General features: G+C 75.5%; 15 protein-coding genes. 6 read left to right on the top strand and 9 right to left on the bottom strand.

Going from position 1 to position 17,651, the window contains the following annotated elements:
• Positions 1-30 precede the first annotated feature (30 nt).
• Positions 31-225, bottom strand: coding sequence for a hypothetical protein (locus HCN08_RS12370; protein ID WP_167983041.1), 195 nt, complete (start codon positions 223-225; stop codon positions 31-33).
• Between the two features lie 168 nt (positions 226-393).
• Between HCN08_RS12370 and HCN08_RS12365 the strand changes: the two genes are divergently transcribed.
• The 3 genes from HCN08_RS12365 (at position 394) to HCN08_RS12355 (ending at position 3,580) form a co-directional block, all read left to right on the top strand.
• On the top strand, positions 394-1,035 hold the full coding sequence (locus HCN08_RS12365) for a nucleoside/nucleotide kinase family protein (RefSeq protein WP_167983040.1): 642 nt from the start codon (positions 394-396) through the stop codon (positions 1,033-1,035).
• 62 nt (positions 1,036-1,097) lie between these two features.
• Positions 1,098-2,114 carry a GNAT family N-acetyltransferase gene (locus HCN08_RS12360; protein ID WP_167983039.1) on the top strand — a complete coding sequence of 339 codons (1,017 nt, stop codon included), beginning with the start codon at positions 1,098-1,100 and terminating at the stop codon, positions 2,112-2,114.
• 584 nt (positions 2,115-2,698) lie between these two features.
• Entirely contained in the window at positions 2,699-3,580 is an 882-nt protein-coding gene (locus HCN08_RS12355) for a M23 family metallopeptidase (RefSeq protein ID WP_167983038.1), read from the top strand.
• 75 nt (positions 3,581-3,655) lie between these two features.
• Here HCN08_RS12355 and HCN08_RS12350 read toward each other — a convergent pair whose 3' ends face one another.
• From HCN08_RS12350 to yczR, 5 genes are all read right to left on the bottom strand, one after another.
• A complete protein-coding gene (locus HCN08_RS12350) occupies positions 3,656-6,445 on the bottom strand; it encodes an AAA family ATPase (protein WP_167983037.1) in 2,790 nt (929 codons plus the stop codon).
• A gap of 9 nt (positions 6,446-6,454) precedes the next feature.
• Entirely contained in the window at positions 6,455-7,261 is an 807-nt protein-coding gene (locus tag HCN08_RS12345) for a phytanoyl-CoA dioxygenase family protein (protein ID WP_167983036.1), read from the bottom strand.
• Between the two features lie 106 nt (positions 7,262-7,367).
• Positions 7,368-8,513: a transcription termination factor Rho gene (gene rho, locus HCN08_RS12340; RefSeq protein WP_167983035.1), complete on the bottom strand. Its 1,146-nt coding sequence runs from the start codon at positions 8,511-8,513 to the stop codon at positions 7,368-7,370.
• Between the two features lie 345 nt (positions 8,514-8,858).
• The gene (locus HCN08_RS12335; RefSeq protein WP_167983034.1) at positions 8,859-10,115 is read right to left on the bottom strand and encodes a D-alanyl-D-alanine carboxypeptidase family protein; all 1,257 of its coding nucleotides are present in this window, start codon (positions 10,113-10,115) and stop codon (positions 8,859-8,861) included.
• Positions 10,116-10,272: 157 nt separating this feature from the next.
• Positions 10,273-11,766, bottom strand: a complete 1,494-nt coding sequence (gene yczR / locus HCN08_RS12330; protein WP_167983033.1) for a MocR-like transcription factor YczR — start codon at positions 11,764-11,766, stop codon at positions 10,273-10,275.
• Positions 11,767-11,927: 161 nt separating this feature from the next.
• On the opposite strand from yczR, the gene yczE reads away from it, so the two are divergent.
• Complete coding sequence (gene yczE / locus HCN08_RS12325) at positions 11,928-12,569, top strand: membrane protein YczE (protein ID WP_322974400.1); 642 nt, start codon at positions 11,928-11,930, stop codon at positions 12,567-12,569.
• A 256-nt stretch (positions 12,570-12,825) separates the two neighbouring features.
• Entirely contained in the window at positions 12,826-13,200 is a 375-nt protein-coding gene (locus HCN08_RS12320) for an RNA polymerase-binding protein RbpA (RefSeq protein ID WP_031517570.1), read from the top strand.
• A 124-nt stretch (positions 13,201-13,324) separates the two neighbouring features.
• Here HCN08_RS12320 and fxsA read toward each other — a convergent pair whose 3' ends face one another.
• Positions 13,325-13,948, bottom strand: coding sequence for an FxsA family membrane protein (gene fxsA, locus HCN08_RS12315; RefSeq protein ID WP_167983032.1), 624 nt, complete (start codon positions 13,946-13,948; stop codon positions 13,325-13,327).
• A 92-nt stretch (positions 13,949-14,040) separates the two neighbouring features.
• Here fxsA and HCN08_RS12310 point away from each other — a divergent pair, with 92 nt between their 5' ends.
• Positions 14,041-14,784 carry a hypothetical protein gene (locus tag HCN08_RS12310; protein ID WP_240970018.1) on the top strand — a complete coding sequence of 248 codons (744 nt, stop codon included), beginning with the start codon at positions 14,041-14,043 and terminating at the stop codon, positions 14,782-14,784.
• 46 nt (positions 14,785-14,830) lie between these two features.
• Here the strand turns inward: HCN08_RS12310 and HCN08_RS12305 are convergent, their stop codons facing one another.
• Positions 14,831-15,733, bottom strand: a complete 903-nt coding sequence (locus tag HCN08_RS12305) for a polyprenol monophosphomannose synthase (protein ID WP_167983030.1) — start codon at positions 15,731-15,733, stop codon at positions 14,831-14,833.
• On the bottom strand, positions 15,730-17,574 hold the full coding sequence (gene lnt / locus HCN08_RS12300) for an apolipoprotein N-acyltransferase (RefSeq protein ID WP_407648747.1): 1,845 nt from the start codon (positions 17,572-17,574) through the stop codon (positions 15,730-15,732). Before lnt ends, HCN08_RS12305 begins: the two co-directional genes overlap by 4 nt.
• Positions 17,575-17,651 lie beyond the last annotated feature (77 nt).

The following is a 17,651-nucleotide window of genomic DNA, read 5'->3' as shown; positions in this document are numbered from 1 at the left end:
AGGGGATGCGCCGTCCGCCGGGACGGCCGGCTAGATCTTGATCCCGCCCAGCAGGCTGGCCAGGCTCGCACCGCCCGCCGTGATGCTGGGGGCGATGGCGGTGCTCGCCAGGTAGAAGCCGAACAGGGCGCTGACGATGCCGTGGGACGCCTTCAGCCCGTCCTTGCGGAAGAAGAGGAAGACGATGACGCCGAGCAGGACGACGCCGGAAATGGACAGGATCATGGGCTTTCTCCTGGGTGAGGGGGACGGTCACCATGAGTTCTTCCAGGGTCACAAAAAGTCATGAATCCCGCTCGGCGGCAAATGGGTGATTTGTAGCGGATTTCCCCCACGGGGGTGGGTGCCGGGGCCGCCCGCCGCCCCGGCCCCTGGTTCCGGCAGGATGGCCGTGTGCAGCTCACCCCGATCAGCAGGACCCGGCTCGCCGCCGCCCTCGCCGAGCGGATCGCGACCACCGAGCCGCCCGCCGGCCCCTGGTGGCGCGTCGCGGTGGACGGCGCGCCCGCCGCCGGCACCGCGGACCTCGCCGACGCGCTGGCGCAGGCGCTGCCCGCGCTCGGCCGTCCGGTCCTGCGGGTGCGCGCGGCCGGCTTCTGGCGGCCGGCGTCGCTGCGCCTGGAGTACGGGCACGAGGACGTGGACGCGTACTACCAGCTGTGGCTGGACACCGGCGCCCTGCGCCGCGAGGTCCTGGACCGGCTCGGCCCCGGCGGCGACGGCCGGGCCCTGCCGTCGCTGCGCGACCCGGCGACCGACCGCTCCACCCGGGCGGAGTACGTCGAACTGCCGCCCGGCGGCGTCCTGGTGCTGGACGGCCCGCTGCTGCTCGGCCAGGGGCTGCCGCTGGACCTGACGGTGCATCTGCGGCTCACGCCCGCCGCCCTGGAGCGGCGCACCGACCCCGCCGAGCGGTGGACGCTGCCGGCGTACGCGCGCTACGAGCGCGAGGTGCTGCCCGAGGAGAGCGCCGACGTCGTGGTGCGGGCCGACGACCCGCGGCATCCGGCGTGGTCGGGCGGGCCGGCCGGATGAGCTGGACGACCAGGCTCCGCCTTGCCGTGGGGCCGCGCGCCCCGCTAGCGTCCACGACCACCATGACTGTCGCCACCGCGCCGCTGACCCCCGACCACATACCCCTGGCCGTGCAGCGTTACGACCGCTGGTTCGCGCGGGCCCGCCGCCCGCCCTCGCAGCGCTCCTGGCTGGCCGACGGACCGGTGCGCGGCGCGGAACTGCTCGGCAAGCTCCAGGCGGTCCCCGGCCTTGAGGCGCTGCGCGCCCTCGACGCCGACGGCAACATGATCGGCTACCTCGCCGCCCGCCCCGTCACCCTCACCCCCGACGACCCGGCGGCCCTGCGCACCCACCCGCGCTCGGCCCTCGTCCCGTACGGCGGCCACGCGCTGCCCGGCGGCCGGGAGACCGAGGTGCTGCGCTCGCTGTACGCCAAGGTCGCCGAGCGGCTGGTCGCCGACCGCCGCCTGGTGCACTACGTGCAGGTGCCCGCCGGCGACATCGCCACCGCCCCCTGGTCCGACCTCGGCTTCGGCCGCGAGCTGGTGCAGGGCCTGATGGCCGTCAAGGCCCGGGGCCGGCAGCCGCGCGGCGTCGAGGGCCTGGGCATCCGCCGGGCCGGCCCCGGCGACCTGCCGCAGATCGGCCGGATGGCCGCCGAGTCCGCCCGCCGGCAGCGCGAGTCCGCGGTCTTCCAGCCGCAGCCCGAGGGCGCGCTCGCCGCCCTGCGGCTGCGGTACGCCGACGCGCTCGCCGATCCGCGCTGCGGCGCCTGGATCGCCTCCCGGCGCGGCGAGGAGATCGCCATGGTCGTCGTCGTGCCGGCGACCCCCGACCCGGTCGTGCCGGAGTCGTGCGTGGAGCTGGCGGAGGCATACGTGGAGCCGTCCGCGCGCGGCGAGGGCATCAGCAGGGTGCTACTGGCCACCGCGCTGGCCTGGGCGTACGACAACGGCCACCGCTACATGTCGGCCCGCTGGCACTCCGCCTCGCCGCTGGCGGCCGGGCACTGGCCGGCGGTCGGCTTCCGGCCGGTCGGCTACCGGCTCGCCCGCACCCTGGACGCCCGGATCGGCGGGCCGCCGGGGACGTACTGACGCCGGCCGCGGCACTGCGACCGACATGTTTCGTATATCGGAAATACCGCTGCAATTCGGGCATTTCACGGTGATGCGGGTCACTTCCGGACGCTCCCGTGACCCGTCTCACGGACCGGCCACCCCGCGCTGGGCGGGCGTCGCGGACGGTCACCGCACGGGCCGGAATCTCGCCGTGCGTGCCGCGCCGGTCGACCCGCGGTGACGGACCCGTACGCGGAAAGCCGCCGCCCGATCACAGGCGGTGACCGCCGGTAAGGGCGGAAAGGTACCGCATGCCGGGTTTGCTTGCCCGTCGCTCGCGGGGTCGCTTAGCTTCGCCGTACCGCGGGCCGGACGCCCGCGCCGACCGCCGGGCGGAACGCCGAATCCTGCCGCCGCCCCGGCGCAGCGACACCGAGCACCGAAAGGGCAGGAGCGGGGGACCCAGGTAAGCCGCCGCCCGGACATCCGGACGGCTCGGGGTGAAGCCGTGCCGCCGCCGGCGCGCGACCGGGAACGGACCGCGCGGACGGACGGCCGCGGCCGGGCAACTCCTGCCCGAACCCGACAGCTCACCTCGCAGGCGCAGGAGAGGAATTCCCATGCCCGCTAAGGGTCAGCACCGCAAGCCCCGCTCGCTCAACCGCCTCACCCGGGTGTGCGTCGTCGCCGGCACCGGCGCCGCCGCCGTCACGATCCCGCTGGTCGGCATCGCCCAGTCGGCTTCCGCCGCCGAGCCCGCCAAGGCGCCGGCCGCGACCTCCGCCAAGGCCCACGACTACACCGTGGTCCGCGGCGACACGCTCGCGAAGATCGCCACCACCCACCACGTCAAGGGCGGCTGGAAGGCCCTCTACCAGGCCAACAAGAAGGTCATCGGCGCCAACCCGAGCCTGATCCGCCCCGGCCAGCACCTCACGCTGAACACCGCGCCGGCCAAGGCCGTACCGGCCCCGGCGAAGGCTGCCGCGAAGGCCCCGGCGAAGAAGGCCGCGCCCGCACCGGCGGCCAAGAAGGCCGCGCCGGCTCCCGCGAAGAAGGCCGCCCCGGCCGCCGCGGTCAAGAAGGCCGTGGACACCGGCTACACCAAGCCGGTCGGCGACGCCGCCATCGGCACCGGCTACAAGGCCGGCGGCTCGATGTGGTCCTCCGGCTACCACACCGGCGTGGACTTCCTCGTCTGGAGCGGCACCCCGGTCCACTCCGTGGCCGCCGGCACCGTCGTGCAGGCCGGCGCGGACGGCGCCTACGGCAACGACGTGATCATCAAGCACGCCGACGGCAAGTACACCCTGTACGGCCACCTGACCCGCCCGGTCGTCTCGGTCGGCCAGACCGTCACCGAGGGCCAGGAGATCGGCATCTCCGGCGCCACCGGCAATGTCACCGGCCCGCACCTGCACTTCGAGGTGCGCACCACGCCGTACTACGGCTCGGACATCGACCCGGTCGCCTACCTGGCCTCGCACGGCGTCACCATCTGAGCCCGGGCCCGCCCCGGAACCCGCGTGCCCGCCCGGTCACCCCGACCGGGCGGGCACCGCCGTCCCCCGGGGCGCTCAGCCGAACAGCCCCGCCAGCTCGCCGCGCGAGACGACGCCGAGCTTGGGATAGGCCTTGTACAGGTGGTAGCCGACCGTGCGCGGGCTCAGGAACAGCCGGGCGGCGATGTCCTTGTTCGACAGGCCCTCCGCCGCCAGCCGCACGATCTGCGACTCCTGCGGCGTCAGCCCCGCCTCGGCGTCCACCGGGCCCGCCGCCCGCGCCGCCTCCGGTGCCGCGCCGCCCGCCGCGCCCAGCTCGCCGCGCGCCCGCTCCGCCCACGGGGCCGCGCCCAGCCGCTCGAAGGTGTCCAGCGCCGCGCGCAGCTGCACCCGCGCCTCGCTCTTGCGCCGCGCCCGGCGCAGCCACTCGCCGTACAGCAGGCTCGTGCGGGCCGACTCCATCGCCCGCCGGTGCGGGTCGTGCGCGGCGAGCGCGTCGCGGTAGTACGCCTCGGCGTCCGCCTCCGGTGCCCGCAGCGCCCGGCAGCGCGCCACCAGCGCCGCCGCCCAGCCCTGGCCCGAGCGCGCCGCCCACGCCTGGAACCGGCCGAAGGAGGCGTCCGCGCGCTCCGGCACGCCCAGCCGCACCGCCGCCTCCACCAGGTCCGGCACGCTGCGGGTGGCGCAGATGTGGTGCCGCACCGACTCCTCGCCGAGCAGCGCCAGCCGCTCCAGCGCCGCCTGCGCCCGCCCCAGGCCCAGCTCCAGCAGCCCCTGCGACCAGTACGCCCAGGGCGCGCCCGGCGCCATCGCGGCACCCGAGCCGCCGGCGAGCGCCGCGTCCACCCGGCGGCGGCACTCCTGCTCGTCGCCGCGCACCGCCGCGACATGCGCCAGCGCGCTGCTGAGCTGGCTGACCCACTGCCGCTGGCCGGTGTCCTCGGCGATCCGCAGCGCCTCCAGCACGGTCGTGGCGGCGGCGTCGTAGCGGCCGTCGAAGATCTCCGCCTCGGCGCGGAAGAACATGATCGTGGTGAGCCGGCCCACCCCGCCGCTCTCCCGGCTCTCGGCCGCGAGCTGCGAGGTCAGCTCGTGCGCCTGCGCGTCCTGGCCGAGCGCCAGGCCCACCCCGCACAGCATCACCAGGTCCCGCGGGTCCACCCGGCCGCCGCGCGCCGCCCGCGCCGCCGCCGCGGCCTCCCCGACCGCCGGCGGCACCCGTACGGCCGCCCCCGCGCCGAGCGCCGCGACCAGGAACCGGGCGACCGGCCGTATCGGCGCGTCCGGCGGCAGCCGCAGCGCGTCCAGCCGCTCCACCGTCGCGACGACCTCCTCGGCGCCCAGATACCAGGCCGTGTGCGTCGCCTGCACCAGCATCCGGGCCGCCCGCGCGGGATCGGCCGTCGCCGCCAGCGCCGCGCCCTCGGTGAGCAGCCGGTGCGCCCCGGGGAAGTCGCCTTCGAGGAAGTCGGCGAGCCCGCGCACATGCAGCGTCCGCGCGACGGCCGCGTCCCCGCCCCCACCGGACCCGCCGCCCGTGGTGCCGGCCCCCGCCCGTGCCGCCAGCCGTGCCGCCTCCTCCGCGAAGGCGCGGGCGCGGGGCAGCTCGCCGGCCTCCGTGGCGGACTCCGCGGCCTGGAGGAGGCGGCGCAGCCGGCCCGCCGGGTCGGTGCTCAGCCGCGCCGCGCGGTCGTACGCGGAGGCCGCGGCGGTGTGGCCGCTGCGTTCCCGCGCCCGGCCCGCGGTGTGCTCCAGCGCGGCGGCGACCGCCTCGTCCGGGCCGGTCGCCGCCGCGGCAAGGTGCCAGGCCCGGTGGTCGGGGTCGCGGTCCGGGTCGGCGGCCTGCGCCAGCGCGCGGTGCGCGGCGATCCGCTCCGGCAGCGGCGCCCGCTGGTGGATCGAGGCCCGCACCAGCGGGTGGCGGAACCGCAGCGCCGTGCCCTCCACCGCCACCAGCCCGGCCTCCTGCGCGGGCGGCAGGTCCGCGACGTCCGCGCCGAGCCCGGCCGCGGCCCGCAGCACCGTGCCCAGCTCGCCCGTATGGTCGGCGGCGGCCACCAGCAGCAGCGTCTGCGTGGCCCGCGGCAGATGGCTGACCCGCCCGTGGAAGGCCAGTTGCAGCCGGCTGGTCAGCGGCAGCGACCCCGGTACGACCGCTGTCGCGGCGGACTCCCGCAGGCCCGCCGGAAGCTCCAGCAGCGCCAGCGGATTGCCCTGCGCCTCGGCCAGCACCCGGCCGCGCAGCGCCTCGGCCATCGGCGCCTGCCGCTCCGCCAGCAGCGCCAGCGCCGCCGCCTCGTCCAGCGGCGCCGGCCGCAGCTCGGCGAGCCCCGGCGCGGTGAACGCCCCCTCGCCGTCGCGCGCCGCGAAGAGCATCGCGACGCCCTCCGCGTCCAGCCGCCGGGCGGCGAACAGCAGCGCGTCCGCCGACGCCCGGTCCAGCCACTGCGCGTCGTCCACGACGCACAGCAGCGGCCCGTCGCCCGCGTGCTCCGACAGCAGCGACAGCACCGCGAGGCCGACGAACATCGGCTCGCCCGCACCCGCACCCGCGCCGTCGCCCTCGCCGGCGAGCCCGAACGCCGCCCGTAGCGCCCGCCGTTGCGGCCCGGGCAGCGCGTCCACCGCGCCCATCGCCGGTCGCAGCAGCAGCTGAAGCCCCGCGAAGGGCAGTTCCGCCTCGAACTCGACGCCCGAGCCGCGCACCACCGTCATGCCGGCCGCCGCGGCGACCGCCTCCTCCAGCAGCGCGGTCTTGCCGATCCCGGCCTCACCGCGCAGCACCAGCACCCCGCTGCGTCCCGCCCGCGCCCCGTCCAGCAGTGCGCGCAGCTCCGCCGCTTCCCCGTCCCGTCCGTGCAGCATGCCGGCACGCTAACCGATGCCCACGGGGCCGCCGCGGCCGGCGAGACCTTGCCGGATCGCCAGCTCCACCGGCGAGTACGCCCCGTCGGCCCGCTCGGTCTCCAGCGGCACCGCCGGATGCAGCGGCGGCTGCGCCAGGAAGCGCGGCCGGCTGCCGTGGTGGGGCTGGGCGGCGTGCACCAGGAAGGGATGGCACAGGTAGACGTCGCCCGGCCGGCCGGTGGCCAGGGCCACCGGGCGGTGCGCGCTCGCCTCGACCAGCCGGCGGGCGATCCGCAGGATGGAGGCGCCCTGCTCGCCGTACGGCGCGAGCACCGGGGGCACGTCCAGGTGCGAGCCGACCCGGATCCTGGTCGGCGCGTCGTCCTCGGTGACCTCGGAGAACAGGAACAGCATCAGCAGCGCCCGGTCCCGGGAGCGGACGTTCGCGAAATACCAGGTCTCGCCGTCCGGCAGATAGCTGCCGTCGATGTGCCAGCCGGCGTCGTCCGGCTCGTCCGGGTGCGGGAAACGCAGCGGGAAGGCGCCGAGCGAGCGCCGCGGCACCCATCGCCCGGGGCCCACGAGCAGGTCGAACGCGGCATGCAGGGCGGGGGTGTCGACGGCGGCGGCGAAGGGCGGCTGCGGCATGTCGCCGACCCACCGCACCGGCTGCGTCCAGGTCGCGGGGTCGTCGCGGTCGAAGCCGGTCTCCCGCCACAGCAGGTCCGCGCACTCGCGCGCGGTCCGCGCGTCGAAGGCCCCCTCGATCTTCACGAAGCCGTCCCGCAGGAAGTCCTCGACCGTCGCCGTATCCGCCCGCCCCGTCGCGTCCATACGGCCGATCATCACCGGGACCGCGCCGCGCTTTCCACCGGATTTACGCCGGTCCCGGCGCCGGGGGCAGCTCCGGGGGCGGCACCGGGCGCGGCTCCGGGGGCGCTCAGCCGCGCTGCGGGACGGTGCCCTGCACCAGGCGCAGGAAGGACGCGTTGTCGGGCGTCTGCCGCATCCGCTCCAGCAGGACGTCCAGCGCGGACTGCGCGTCCCGCCCGTGCAGCGCCTGCCGCAGGCCGCGCACCACCGCCAGCTCGCCCGGCGCCAGCAGCAGCTCCTCGCGCCGGGTGCCGGACCCGGTCACGTCCATCGCCGGGAAGACCCGGCGCTCGGCCAGGGCGCGGTCGAGGATCAGCTCCATGTTGCCGGTGCCCTTGAGCTCCTCGTAGAAGAAGGTGTCGGCCCGCGAGCCGGTGTCCACCAGCGCGGTCGCCAGGATCGTCAGGGAGCCGCCCTCCTCGGCCAGCCGGGCGGCGCCGAACAGCCGCTTGGGCCCGGTCAGCGCGGCGGCGTCCACCCCGCCGCTGAGCGTACGGCCGCTGCCGGCCGCCGCGGTGTTGTGCGCCCGGCACAGCCGGGTCAGCGAGTCCAGCAGGATCACCACGTCCTGCCCCAGCTCCACCAGCCGCTTGGCCCGCTCCACCGCGAGCTCCGCGAGCGCGATGTGCTCCTTCGCGGGCCGGTCGAAGGTCGAGGAGAACACCTCGCCGCGCACGCTGCGGACCATGTCGGTGACCTCCTCCGGGCGCTCGTCGAGCAGCACCACCATCAGGTGGCACTCCGGGTGGTTGGCGGCGATCGCGGCGGCGACGTTCTGCAGCACGACGGTCTTGCCGGCCTTGGGCTGCGCGACGATCAGGCCGCGCTGCCCCTTGCCGACCGGCGAGAAGAGGTCCATCAGCCGGCCGGACAGCGCGCCCGAGCCCTTGAGCCCGGCGCTCTCCAGCCGCAGCCGCTCGCGCGGGTGGAGCGGCGTCAGGTCGGCGAACCTCGGCCGCGGCTGCCCGGCGGGCCGGCCGTTGACCAGCAGCACCTCGCCGAGTGCGCCGGGCTTCCCGGCCAGGCCCTCGACGAGGTCGCCCTTGCGCAGGCCGGCCGCGCGGATCTGCGCGGCGGAGACCTGGACGTCGGAGGGGGAGGCGTGCAGGGCCCGGCCGCGCAATCGGCCCTGGCCGCCGTGGATGTCGAGGACGCCCGCCACCGGGGCGGCCGTCCGGGGCCGGACGTCCGGCCGTTCGAGAATGTCGGTCATGGGGAGTCGTCCTTTCACGGACGTGCGTGGAAAGAAATGAGCGAAGAGATGCAGGGGGTGGAGGGAGGCTGCGGCGCGAGCGGAAGACCTCACGCTCCGCGGACCGCGGACCTCACCCGCGAGCCCGTGCCGCGGCATGCCGCCAGGGCGTCGGGTGCGCACCGGAGCGGATCACGCCCGGGGTTACCGCGAGGAGGAGAATCCGCCGGGCCGGACGGACGAGCCGTCGGGCGGGGCGGGACTTCGGAACCAGCACCGGCGCCGCGAAGAGGCGGGCGCAGAGAAGTGCTGTCCGCACTGTAGCACGCGGAACCGTCCGCGGACGAGCCCCCGGGCCCGGCGGGGTCAGCGTCCGCGGCCGGTGCGGCGGCGCAGCAGCAGGACGGAGCCGGCCGCGAGCACGGCGAGCCCGCCGCCGACGTACCAGGCGCGGGCGCTGGTGTTGTCCTCGCGCGAGGTGTGCGCGGCCGGCGCCGGGCGCGACTCCTGCCCGTGCGCCTGCTTCGCCTGCTGCTGCCCGGCCGACGCGGGGGCCCGCACCACCGCGCTCTTGAGCTGGTACGCGGTCGGCTCGGCGTTCAGCGTGCCGACCGAGGCGGTGTGCCCGGCCGCCTCGAAGCCCCAGTCCAGCAGCTTGCCGGCCTCGGTGTACACCGCCTGCGGCAGCCCGGACTGCGGGTTCATCACCGTCACGATCAGCGTCCTGCCGCCCCGTTTCGCGGCGGCGACCAGGGTGTTGCCGGCGTTGGTGGTGTAGCCGTTCTTGACCCCGATCAGCCCGGGGTAGGGGTGCACGCCCTGCGCGCCGGTCAGCAGCCGGTTGGTGTTCTGGATGCCGAAGGACTTCACGTAGACGCCCTGGGCGTCGTACCCGCCGGGGAACTGCGCCTCGGCCGTCGAGGCGTAGGCGGCGAAGTCGTGGTCGGCCAGCCCCGCGCGGGCGAACAGCGCGAGGTCGTAGGCGGAGGAGACCTGGCCGGGGTTGTCGTAGCCGTCCGGGGAGACGACATGCGTGTCGTCGGCGCCCATCATCCGGGCCCTGGCCTGCATCTGGGAGACCGTCAGCGCGACCGAGCCGTTCATGTGCGCCAGGACGTGCACGGCGTCGTTGCCCGACGCGAGGAAGACCCCGCGCCACAGGTCGGCGACGGTGTACGTCTGCCCCGCCTGGACGCCGACCAGGCTGCTGCCCTCGCCGATGCCGAGCAGGTCGTCGTCGGTGACCTTGTGCGTCTCGTCCGCGGGGAAGCGGGGCAGCACGGTGAGGGCGAACAGGGTCTTCAGCGTCGAGGCGGGCGGCAGTTCGCGGTGCGCGTTCTTGGCGGCGAGCACCTGGCCGGTGCGGGCGTCGGAGACCGTCCACGACAGGGCGGACAGGCCGTCGGGCAGCGGCGGGGCGTCGTCGGCGACATGCACGCCGGGCTCGGCGAGCAGCGCCCCGCCGATGAGCTTGCCGGGGCTCCCGTCGCCCGTGCCGCCGGGGGCCGCGGCGGCGCTCGCTCCCGGCGCGACCGCGAGGGCGCCGAGGCAGCAGGCCGCGCAGGCCGCACGGAGCGCGGTGACGACGCGGCGACGGTTCTGAGCTACGCGGCGGTCTCTCATACGCTCACCATATGAACGCCAATGCGCTGCGGGCGGGCCTCCCGCGACACCACGCCGCCCCCCACCCCATGGTGTGACCCCTCCTTGCTCCACCCGGCCCAGATCCCGCGCGCCCCGTCCGCCCCGGGCCGCGCCCGCGCCGCCGCGGTGCTCGGCGTCAGGCCACGAACAGGCCCGAGGGCTCGGCGTCGGGGGCGCCGCCGGAGCGGACGACGTTCGCGGCGGCGGAGAGCCGGGCGGCGGCCTCGGAGGCGGTGGGGTTGCTGACGGTGAAGGGGATGCGGACGTAGGACTCGAACGCGCCGTCCACGCCGAAGCGCGGGCCCGAGGGGACCCGGACGCCGAGGCGCTCGCCGGCGACGGCGACCCGGGAGCCGGAGACGTCGCCGGTGCGCACCCACATCGTCATGCCGCCGCGCGGCACGGTGAAGTCCCAGCCGGGGGTGTGCTCGCGCAGGGCTGCCGCGAGGTCGTCGCGGCACTCGCGGGCGCGCTGCCGGCGGGTGGCGAGCGCCTGGTCCCAGCCGCCGCCGCGCAGCAGCCACGCCACGGCGAGCTGGTCGATGACCGGCGAGCCCAGGTCGAGGTAGGCGCGCGCGGACACCAGCCGGCGGACCACGTCGGGCGTCGAGCGCACCCAGCCGATCCGCAGCCCCGCCCACACCGCCTTGCTCGCCGAGCCGACCGTCATCACGGTCCCGCCGCGGTCGAACGCGGCCATCGGCCGTACGCCCGGCTCCTGGCCGTCGAGCGTCAGCTCGGCCATCGTCTCGTCGGCGACGAGCACCGTGCCGGCCGCCCGCGCCGCCTCGACCAGCTCGCGCCGCTGCTCGTCGCCGACCAGCGTGCCGGTGGGGTTGTGGTAGTCGGGCATGACGTACGCCATCCGCGGCGCCGCGTCCCGCAGCACCCGCCGCCAGGCGGCCATGTCCCAGCCGCCGAGCCCTTCGCGCAGCGCCACCGGCACCAGCCGCGCGCCGGTCTCCCGGAAGAGCTCCAGGACGTTGGCGTAGCTCGGCGCCTCGACGGCGACCCGCTCGCCGACCCCGGCCACCCGGCGGGCCGCGGCCCCGATCGCCCCCATCGCGCCGGTGGTCACCATGATCTGCTCGGGCATCGTCGGCACGCCCCGCGCGGTGTAGCGGTCGGCGATGGCCTCGCGCAGCACGGGCAGCCCGGCGGGGAAGTCGCCGTGCGTGGCCGCGTAGGCCGGCAGCTCGGACAGCGCGCCCTGCATCGCCCGGGTCAGCCACGGCTCGGGCGCCGGCAGCGCCGCGCAGCCGAGGTCGATGACGGAGCCGGCGGCGTCCGGCGGCAGCGGTTCGAGCGCGCGGTGCGGCAGCGTGTGGCCTTCGGGGACCGCGGTCCAGCTGCCCGCGCCGCGCCGGGAGCGCGCGAAGCCCTCGGCGCGCAGCGCCTCGTACGCCGCCGCGACCGTGGTCCGGCTCACACCGAGCGCGAGGGCCAGTTCGCGCTCGGCGGGCAGCCGCGCCGCGACCTGGACCCGGCCTTCGAGGACCAGCAGCCGCACCCCGTCGGCCAGCCCGCGGTAGGCGGGGAGCTTACGGCCGCCGCCGCCCGCCGTGGCGGGTCCGGGCTGGAGGAGCCGGGCCAGATGCGCCGCACTCACCGACGCGGTCCACTGCGACATGGAATTCAGTCCACCTTCCGCGGATTGGCTCTGGTTGGCGTCGCCTTACAGGCCACAGAGTGTCATGCGCGTGCACATGACCAGCCTGGGGGGTTCCGTTGTCGCCGCTTCGTCCACTTTCGTCGCTTCTCCCGTCGCTCCGCCCCCGCGGCCCGCTGCCGGTGGACCGCCTGGTCCGGCTCTACGCCGGCCTGCTCCTGTACGGCGTGACCGACGGCCTGGTGATCCGCGCGGAACTCGGCCTGGACCCCTGGGACGTCTTCCATCAGGGCCTGGCGAAGCACACCGGCATCGCCATCGGCAATGTCTCCATTCTCGTCGGTGCGGCCGTCCTGCTGCTGTGGTGGCCGATCCGGCAGCGCCCGGGCCTCGGCACGGTCTCCAACGTCGTCCTGGTCGGCGCGGCGATCGACGCGACCTGCGCGGTCGTGCCGCACGTGGAGGCCCTGGGCGTGCGGATACCCCTGCTGCTGGCCGGCGTGCTGTTCAACGGCGCCGCCACCGGCCTGTACATCGCGGCCCGCTTCGGCCCGGGACCGCGCGACGGGCTGATGACCGGGCTGCACCGCAGGACGGGCAGGTCGCTGCGCCTGATCCGCACCGGGATCGAGGTCACGGTGCTGGTCGCGGGCTTCCTGCTGGGCGGCGGGGTGGGGATCGGCACGGTGCTCTACGCGCTGACGATCGGCCCGCTCGCGCAGTTCTTCCTGCGGGTTTTCGGCGGCCTGGGCCCGGGTACGCGCACTGTCACCGCCACCGGGGGCGCCGCGACGCAGGGGCGCGCGATGGCGGACACGATTTAGCTCCGGAGCCCGCGGCGCGGTAGTGTACGCGGTTGGCTCGATCGGTTGACCGTTACTGCACGGGAAAGATATGACAACACCGGGTGACATCTTCCCCCAGATGTGACAAACCGGGCGCCGGTGGGTACAAACAGGGGCGACACGACGGGCGACGCATGTCCCTTCACGGGAATCTTCACCGCCGACCGGACGTTGACCGGATGACGACGACAGCGACACCTGTCCTGTGGGCGACCAAGCCCGGGAGGCACGATTCATGAGTGAGCGAGCTCTCCGCGGCACGCGACTCGGGGCCACCAGCTACGAGACCGACCGCGGTATCGATCTGGCCCCGCGCCAGACCGTTGAGTACGCATGCCGGAACGGACATCGCTTTGAGATGCCGTTCTCGGTCGAGGCCGAGATTCCGCCGGAGTGGGAGTGCCGCGCCTGCGGCCAGACCGCGCTGCTGGTGGACGGCGAAGGCCCGGAAGAGAAGACCACCAAGCCCGCGCGTACGCACTGGGACATGCTGATGGAGCGGCGCACCCTCGAAGAGCTCGAGGAAGTGCTGGCCGAGCGGCTGGCCGTGCTGCGCTCCGGCGCGATGAACATCGCGGTGCACCCGCGCGACAACCGCAAGACCGCCTGACCTCAGCAGGGGGGACGGCTCGGATTCTCCCGCCCGGCGCGGGACGCAGCGTTGCGTTCCCCGGCCGGGCGGCCGTATGTCCGCACGGCATGTCCGCACGGCGCACGCCCGCGAGGGGCGTACGTCAGTGGTCGCGGTGGATGACCTCGCCCGGGATGACCTTGCCGTCCGGGCGGTGGATACGGGCCTGCTCGCCGGCCTGCTGCGCCTGCTGGAAGAAGTCGCCGAGCGATCCGGGCTGCTCCTTGCCCGGGTGGCGGCGCAGCGACCGGCGGGTGGCGCGCTCGGCCAGCGCGCCGACGAGCCTGCGGGTCGGCGGGAAGAGCAGCAGCAGCCCGGCGGCGTCCGACACGAAGCCGGGGATCATCAGCAGCAGCCCGCCCAGCATGTGCAGGCCCGTGCGCCCGCCGCCGGTGGGCGGCGGCGGCTGCTCGGCCTCCCCCGGCGGGGTGACCGCCGCCGTGAGGTTGCGCCATGCGCTGCGCCCGGCGCGCTTGACGGCCATGGCGCCCAGCACGAACCCGGCGATGATGCACAGCAGCACGACGAGCCCGCTGGTGGCCGAGGCCACCACGGTCAGCAGCCAGATCTCCAGCACCGCCCAGGCCGCGACCGCGAGCGGCACCACCGTACGGGCCCGGGACCTGCGGGGCCGCTGCCCGGGGCCGCCTGCCGGACCGGAGCCCGGCTGACCGGGGCCCGGCTGCTCCTGGCCCGGGCGGAAGGGGTCCGGTGAACGCGTCGTCATAGCTCAAGTGTGCCAAAGAGCGGGTAAAGGCCGGGTCGGCAGGGGCCGCTCCGGTTGGACTGCGGCCCGCCCGGAACGCCACGATGTGCCGCGTGACGCACACCCCGCCCGATCCCCCGCCCGATCCCGCTCGCGGCCCCTCCCCCACTTCCGCGGAACCCGCCGCCGCGCACGGCCTGGAGCCCGCGTGGCGCCGGGTCACCCGGGGCGAGCCCCGGTGGGCCTCGACGACCGCGGTGGCGGCCGTGGTGGTGATCCAGCTCGCGCTGCCGGCCCGGCTCTCGGTGCACCCGCAGTGGCTCATGCCGGCCGTGGAGCTGGTGCTGCTGGTCGCCCTGGTCATCGGCAACCCGCACCGCATCGAGCGCAGCTCCCGCGTCATCCGCGCGCTGGAGCTGGCCCTCGCGCTGGTGATCGGCGGCGCCAACGCCTATGCGGCGGTGCGGCTGGTCGCGGGGCTGGTACGCGGTACGGAGGGGTCGTCGGCGGGTCCGCTGCTGCTGACCGGCGGCGCGATCTGGCTCACCAACATCGTGATCTTCGCGCTGCTGTACTGGGAGCTGGACCGCGGCGGCCCGGCCGCCCGCGCCGGCGGCGAGCGGGACGTACCGGACTTCCTGTTCGTCCAGATGCAGTCGCCGGAACTCGCCCCGCCGCACTGGGAGCCGGCGTTCTTCGACTACTTCTACCTGTCCTTCACCAACTCCACCGCCTTCAGCCCGACCGACGTCATGCCGGTGACGCGGTGGGCGAAGGCGCTGATGCTGGCGCAGTCCGCGGTGTCGCTGCTGACGGTGGTGCTGGTGGTGGCGCGGGCGGTGAACATCCTGAAATGAGCCGGAGCCTGGACCGGAGCGCGGACCCGGCCCCGTACCGGAATCGCTAGCTCGGGCTCTGCGACGGCCGCTCGATCGGCGCCTCGCCCGCGGGTGCGGGCACCGAGGGGCTGCCGGCGGGCGGGGCCGCCGGCGGGGCGGGCTCCGCGGGGTCGGCGGCGCGGACGCCGGGCTCGTCGCCCGGGGCGGGCCTGCGGCCGGTGAGCTGGCCGGCCCGGGCGGTCATGCCCCACGCGGTGACCCGCAGGAACGCCTCGGCGACGATGTTGCGGCTCATCTTGCTGTCGCCGCGCTCGCGCTCGACGAAGGTGATCGGCACCTCCACCACGTGGAAGCCGGCCTTCACCGCGCGCCAGGCGAGGTCGACCTGGAAGCAGTAGCCGGCCGAGGCCACGTCGTCCATGCCGAGGCCGAGCAGCGTCTCCTTGCGGAAGGCCCGGTAGCCGCCGGTGACGTCGCGGATGGTGACGCCGAGCATCAGCCGGGAGTACGTGCTGCCGCCGCGGGAGATGTACTCGCGGCTCTTGGGCCAGTTGACCACCCGGCCGCCGGGGATCCAGCGCGAGCCCAGCACCAGGTCGGCGCCCTTGAGCGCGGTGAGCAGCCGCGGCAGCTCCTCGGGCTGGTGGGAGCCGTCGGCGTCCATCTCGACGAGCACGTCGTAGCCGTGGTCGATGCCCCAGCGGAAGCCCGCGAGGTAGGCGGCGCCCAGGCCCTCCTTGCCCTTGCGGTGCAGGACGTGCACGGCCGGGTCGGCCGCGGACAGCTCGTCGGCGAGCTTGCCGGTGCCGTCGGGGCTGTTGTCGTCGGCGACGAGGATCTCGGCCTCCGGCACCGCGGCCCGCACCCGCCGCACGATGGGCACGACGTTCTCGGCCTCGTTGTAGGTCGGGATGATGACCAGGACCTTGCCCAGCGGCCGGTAGGTCCGCTGCTCGCCGTCGTTCACTGCTGTTCGTGCCCTTTCGCCGTGCGGGTGCGCTCGCGCCTGCCGAGCGCGACGGCAGCCGCACAGGACAGGAGCCCCACCATAGCGAGAGTCCACTCGGGTGCCGCACCGACGCGATCGGCGAGCGTCGTGCCGTCGCGCAGCGGGATGTCGGCGTCCAGCACTTCCTGCGTGAATTCCTTGCTGCGCTGCTCGATCTTGCCATCAGGAGCGACGATCGCGCTGATTCCGCTGGTCGCGGCGGTGACGACGGCCCGGCCGTGCTCGATCGCGCGCAGCTTGGACATCGCCAGCTGCTGCTCGGGCTGCCCGGTCCTGCCGTAGGTGGCGTTGTTGGTCTGGACGACGATGGCGCGGGCGCCGGCGTTGACGGTGTCGCGCACGATGCCGTCGTAGGCGACCTCGAAGCAGATCACGTCGCCGAGCCGGGCCGGGCCGATCTGCAGCACGCCGGTGGTCCTGCCGGGGTAGAAGTCGCGCGGGATCTCGTCGAGCCGGCTGATGACCTTGGTGAGCTCCTTGCGGAAGGGCACGTACTCGCCGAACGGCACCGGGTGCTGCTTGGTGTAGTGCGCGCCGGGGCCCTTGACCGGGTCCCAGACGATGCCCTCGTTCTGCACGTGGTCGGCGTCGGGCCCGTCGACCAGCACGCCCACCAGGACCGGTACGCCGACCGCCTGCACGGCCTGGGTGATCTTGTCGTACGCCTCCGGGTGGGTGAAGGGGTCCAGGTCGGAGGAGTTCTCCGGCCACAGCACCAGGTCGGGCTTGGGCACCTTGCCGGACTTGATGTCGGCGGCGAGCTTGAGGGTGGCCTGGACATGGTTGTCGAGGATCATCATCGGGCGGCCGAGGAAGTGCAGGCCGGGCTGCTGGACGTTGCCCTGCACGACGGCGATCCGCACGTGGTCGGTGGCGTTCGTCGGCAGCGGCACGAGCAGGCCGACCAGCAGCACCGCCGCGGACAGCGCGAGCGCGGCGCCCGCGGACAGGGCCGTACGCAGGTCGCGGGGGTCCGGGCGGAGCCGGGCCAGGGCGAGCGCCGCCGCGGCCAGCAGCGTGCCGCTGAGGGCCACCGCGAAGGTCACCAGCGGGGCGCCGCCGAGCGCGGCCAGCGGGGTGAAGGGCGAGCCGGTGTTGGCGAAGGCGAGCCGGCCCCACGGGAAGCCGCCGAACGGCAGCCGGTCCCTGGCCAGTTCCTCGGTCACCCACAGGCAGGCCGCCCACGCCGGCCAGCCCGGCAGCCGCATGACGGGCACCGTGCAGGCGCCGAGCACGGCCAGGAAGCCCGCCTCGATCGCGGCGAGGCCGACGACGGCGTCCCAGCCGACGGTGTGCAGCCACTGGAGCAGCCAGATGAAGAACGGCCAGCCGAAGGCGAAGCCGAGCCACGCGCCCTGCCGGACGGTACGGCCGCGCATCAGCAGCGTGAACGCGGCGACGGCGACCAGGGACAGCGGCCAGATGTCGTACGGCGGGAAGGCGGCGGCCAGCGCGAGGCCGCTGACCGCGGCGACCGCGCTGCTGCGGGCCATCCGGCGGGACACGGCGGCGAACCGGGCCCGCCGGGTGGGGCGGGGCGGGGCGGCCTGCGGGGCCGCGGTGCCGGCGGGCTCACCGGCAGTCGCGCCGCCCTCGGCCGGTGACCGGCCACTACCGGAGCCGGTGCCGGTGCCGCTGCGGGTCGCGGTGGCGGTCTGCGGGGCCGGCTCCGCGCCGGGGGCCGTTTCCGGCACGGCGGGGTCCGCCGGGGGCGCTGCCGTCGCGGCTTCGGGGCGCAGGCGCACGGTGTGGGCCTTCCTGCAGGTGGCGGGGTGGTGAAGGCGACCGTACCTCGCCATGAGCCCAAGGCAAGCCGCCGGTGGGCAAAGCTTCCCACCCGACACCGCCGTGCCCCAACCCCGCGTGCTGCGGAACG

Origin of the sequence: Actinacidiphila epipremni, assembly GCF_012034175.1 — a bacterium.
GTDB lineage: Bacteria > Actinomycetota > Actinomycetes > Streptomycetales > Streptomycetaceae > Actinacidiphila > Actinacidiphila epipremni.
This window is presented reverse-complemented; position numbering and strand designations above follow the sequence as displayed.

Bases quoted from the DNA above. Each gene is read 5' to 3' on its own strand.
- HCN08_RS12370 (WP_167983041.1), bottom strand. From the start codon at position 225: ATGATCCTGTCCATTTCCGGCGTCGTCCTGCTCGGCGTCATCGTCTTC.
- HCN08_RS12360 (WP_167983039.1), top strand. From the start codon at position 1,098: ATGACTGTCGCCACCGCGCCGCTGACCCCCGACCACATACCCCTGGCC.
- HCN08_RS12355 (WP_167983038.1), top strand. From the start codon at position 2,699: ATGCCCGCTAAGGGTCAGCACCGCAAGCCCCGCTCGCTCAACCGCCTC.
- HCN08_RS12350 (WP_167983037.1), bottom strand. From the start codon at position 6,445: ATGCTGCACGGACGGGACGGGGAAGCGGCGGAGCTGCGCGCACTGCTG.
- HCN08_RS12345 (WP_167983036.1), bottom strand. From the start codon at position 7,261: ATGGACGCGACGGGGCGGGCGGATACGGCGACGGTCGAGGACTTCCTG.
- rho (WP_167983035.1), bottom strand. From the start codon at position 8,513: ATGACCGACATTCTCGAACGGCCGGACGTCCGGCCCCGGACGGCCGCC.
- HCN08_RS12335 (WP_167983034.1), bottom strand. From the start codon at position 10,115: ATGAGAGACCGCCGCGTAGCTCAGAACCGTCGCCGCGTCGTCACCGCG.
- yczR (WP_167983033.1), bottom strand. From the start codon at position 11,766: ATGTCGCAGTGGACCGCGTCGGTGAGTGCGGCGCATCTGGCCCGGCTC.
- HCN08_RS12320 (WP_031517570.1), top strand. From the start codon at position 12,826: ATGAGTGAGCGAGCTCTCCGCGGCACGCGACTCGGGGCCACCAGCTAC.
- fxsA (WP_167983032.1), bottom strand. From the start codon at position 13,948: ATGACGACGCGTTCACCGGACCCCTTCCGCCCGGGCCAGGAGCAGCCG.
- lnt (WP_407648747.1), bottom strand. From the start codon at position 17,574: ATGGCGAGGTACGGTCGCCTTCACCACCCCGCCACCTGCAGGAAGGCC.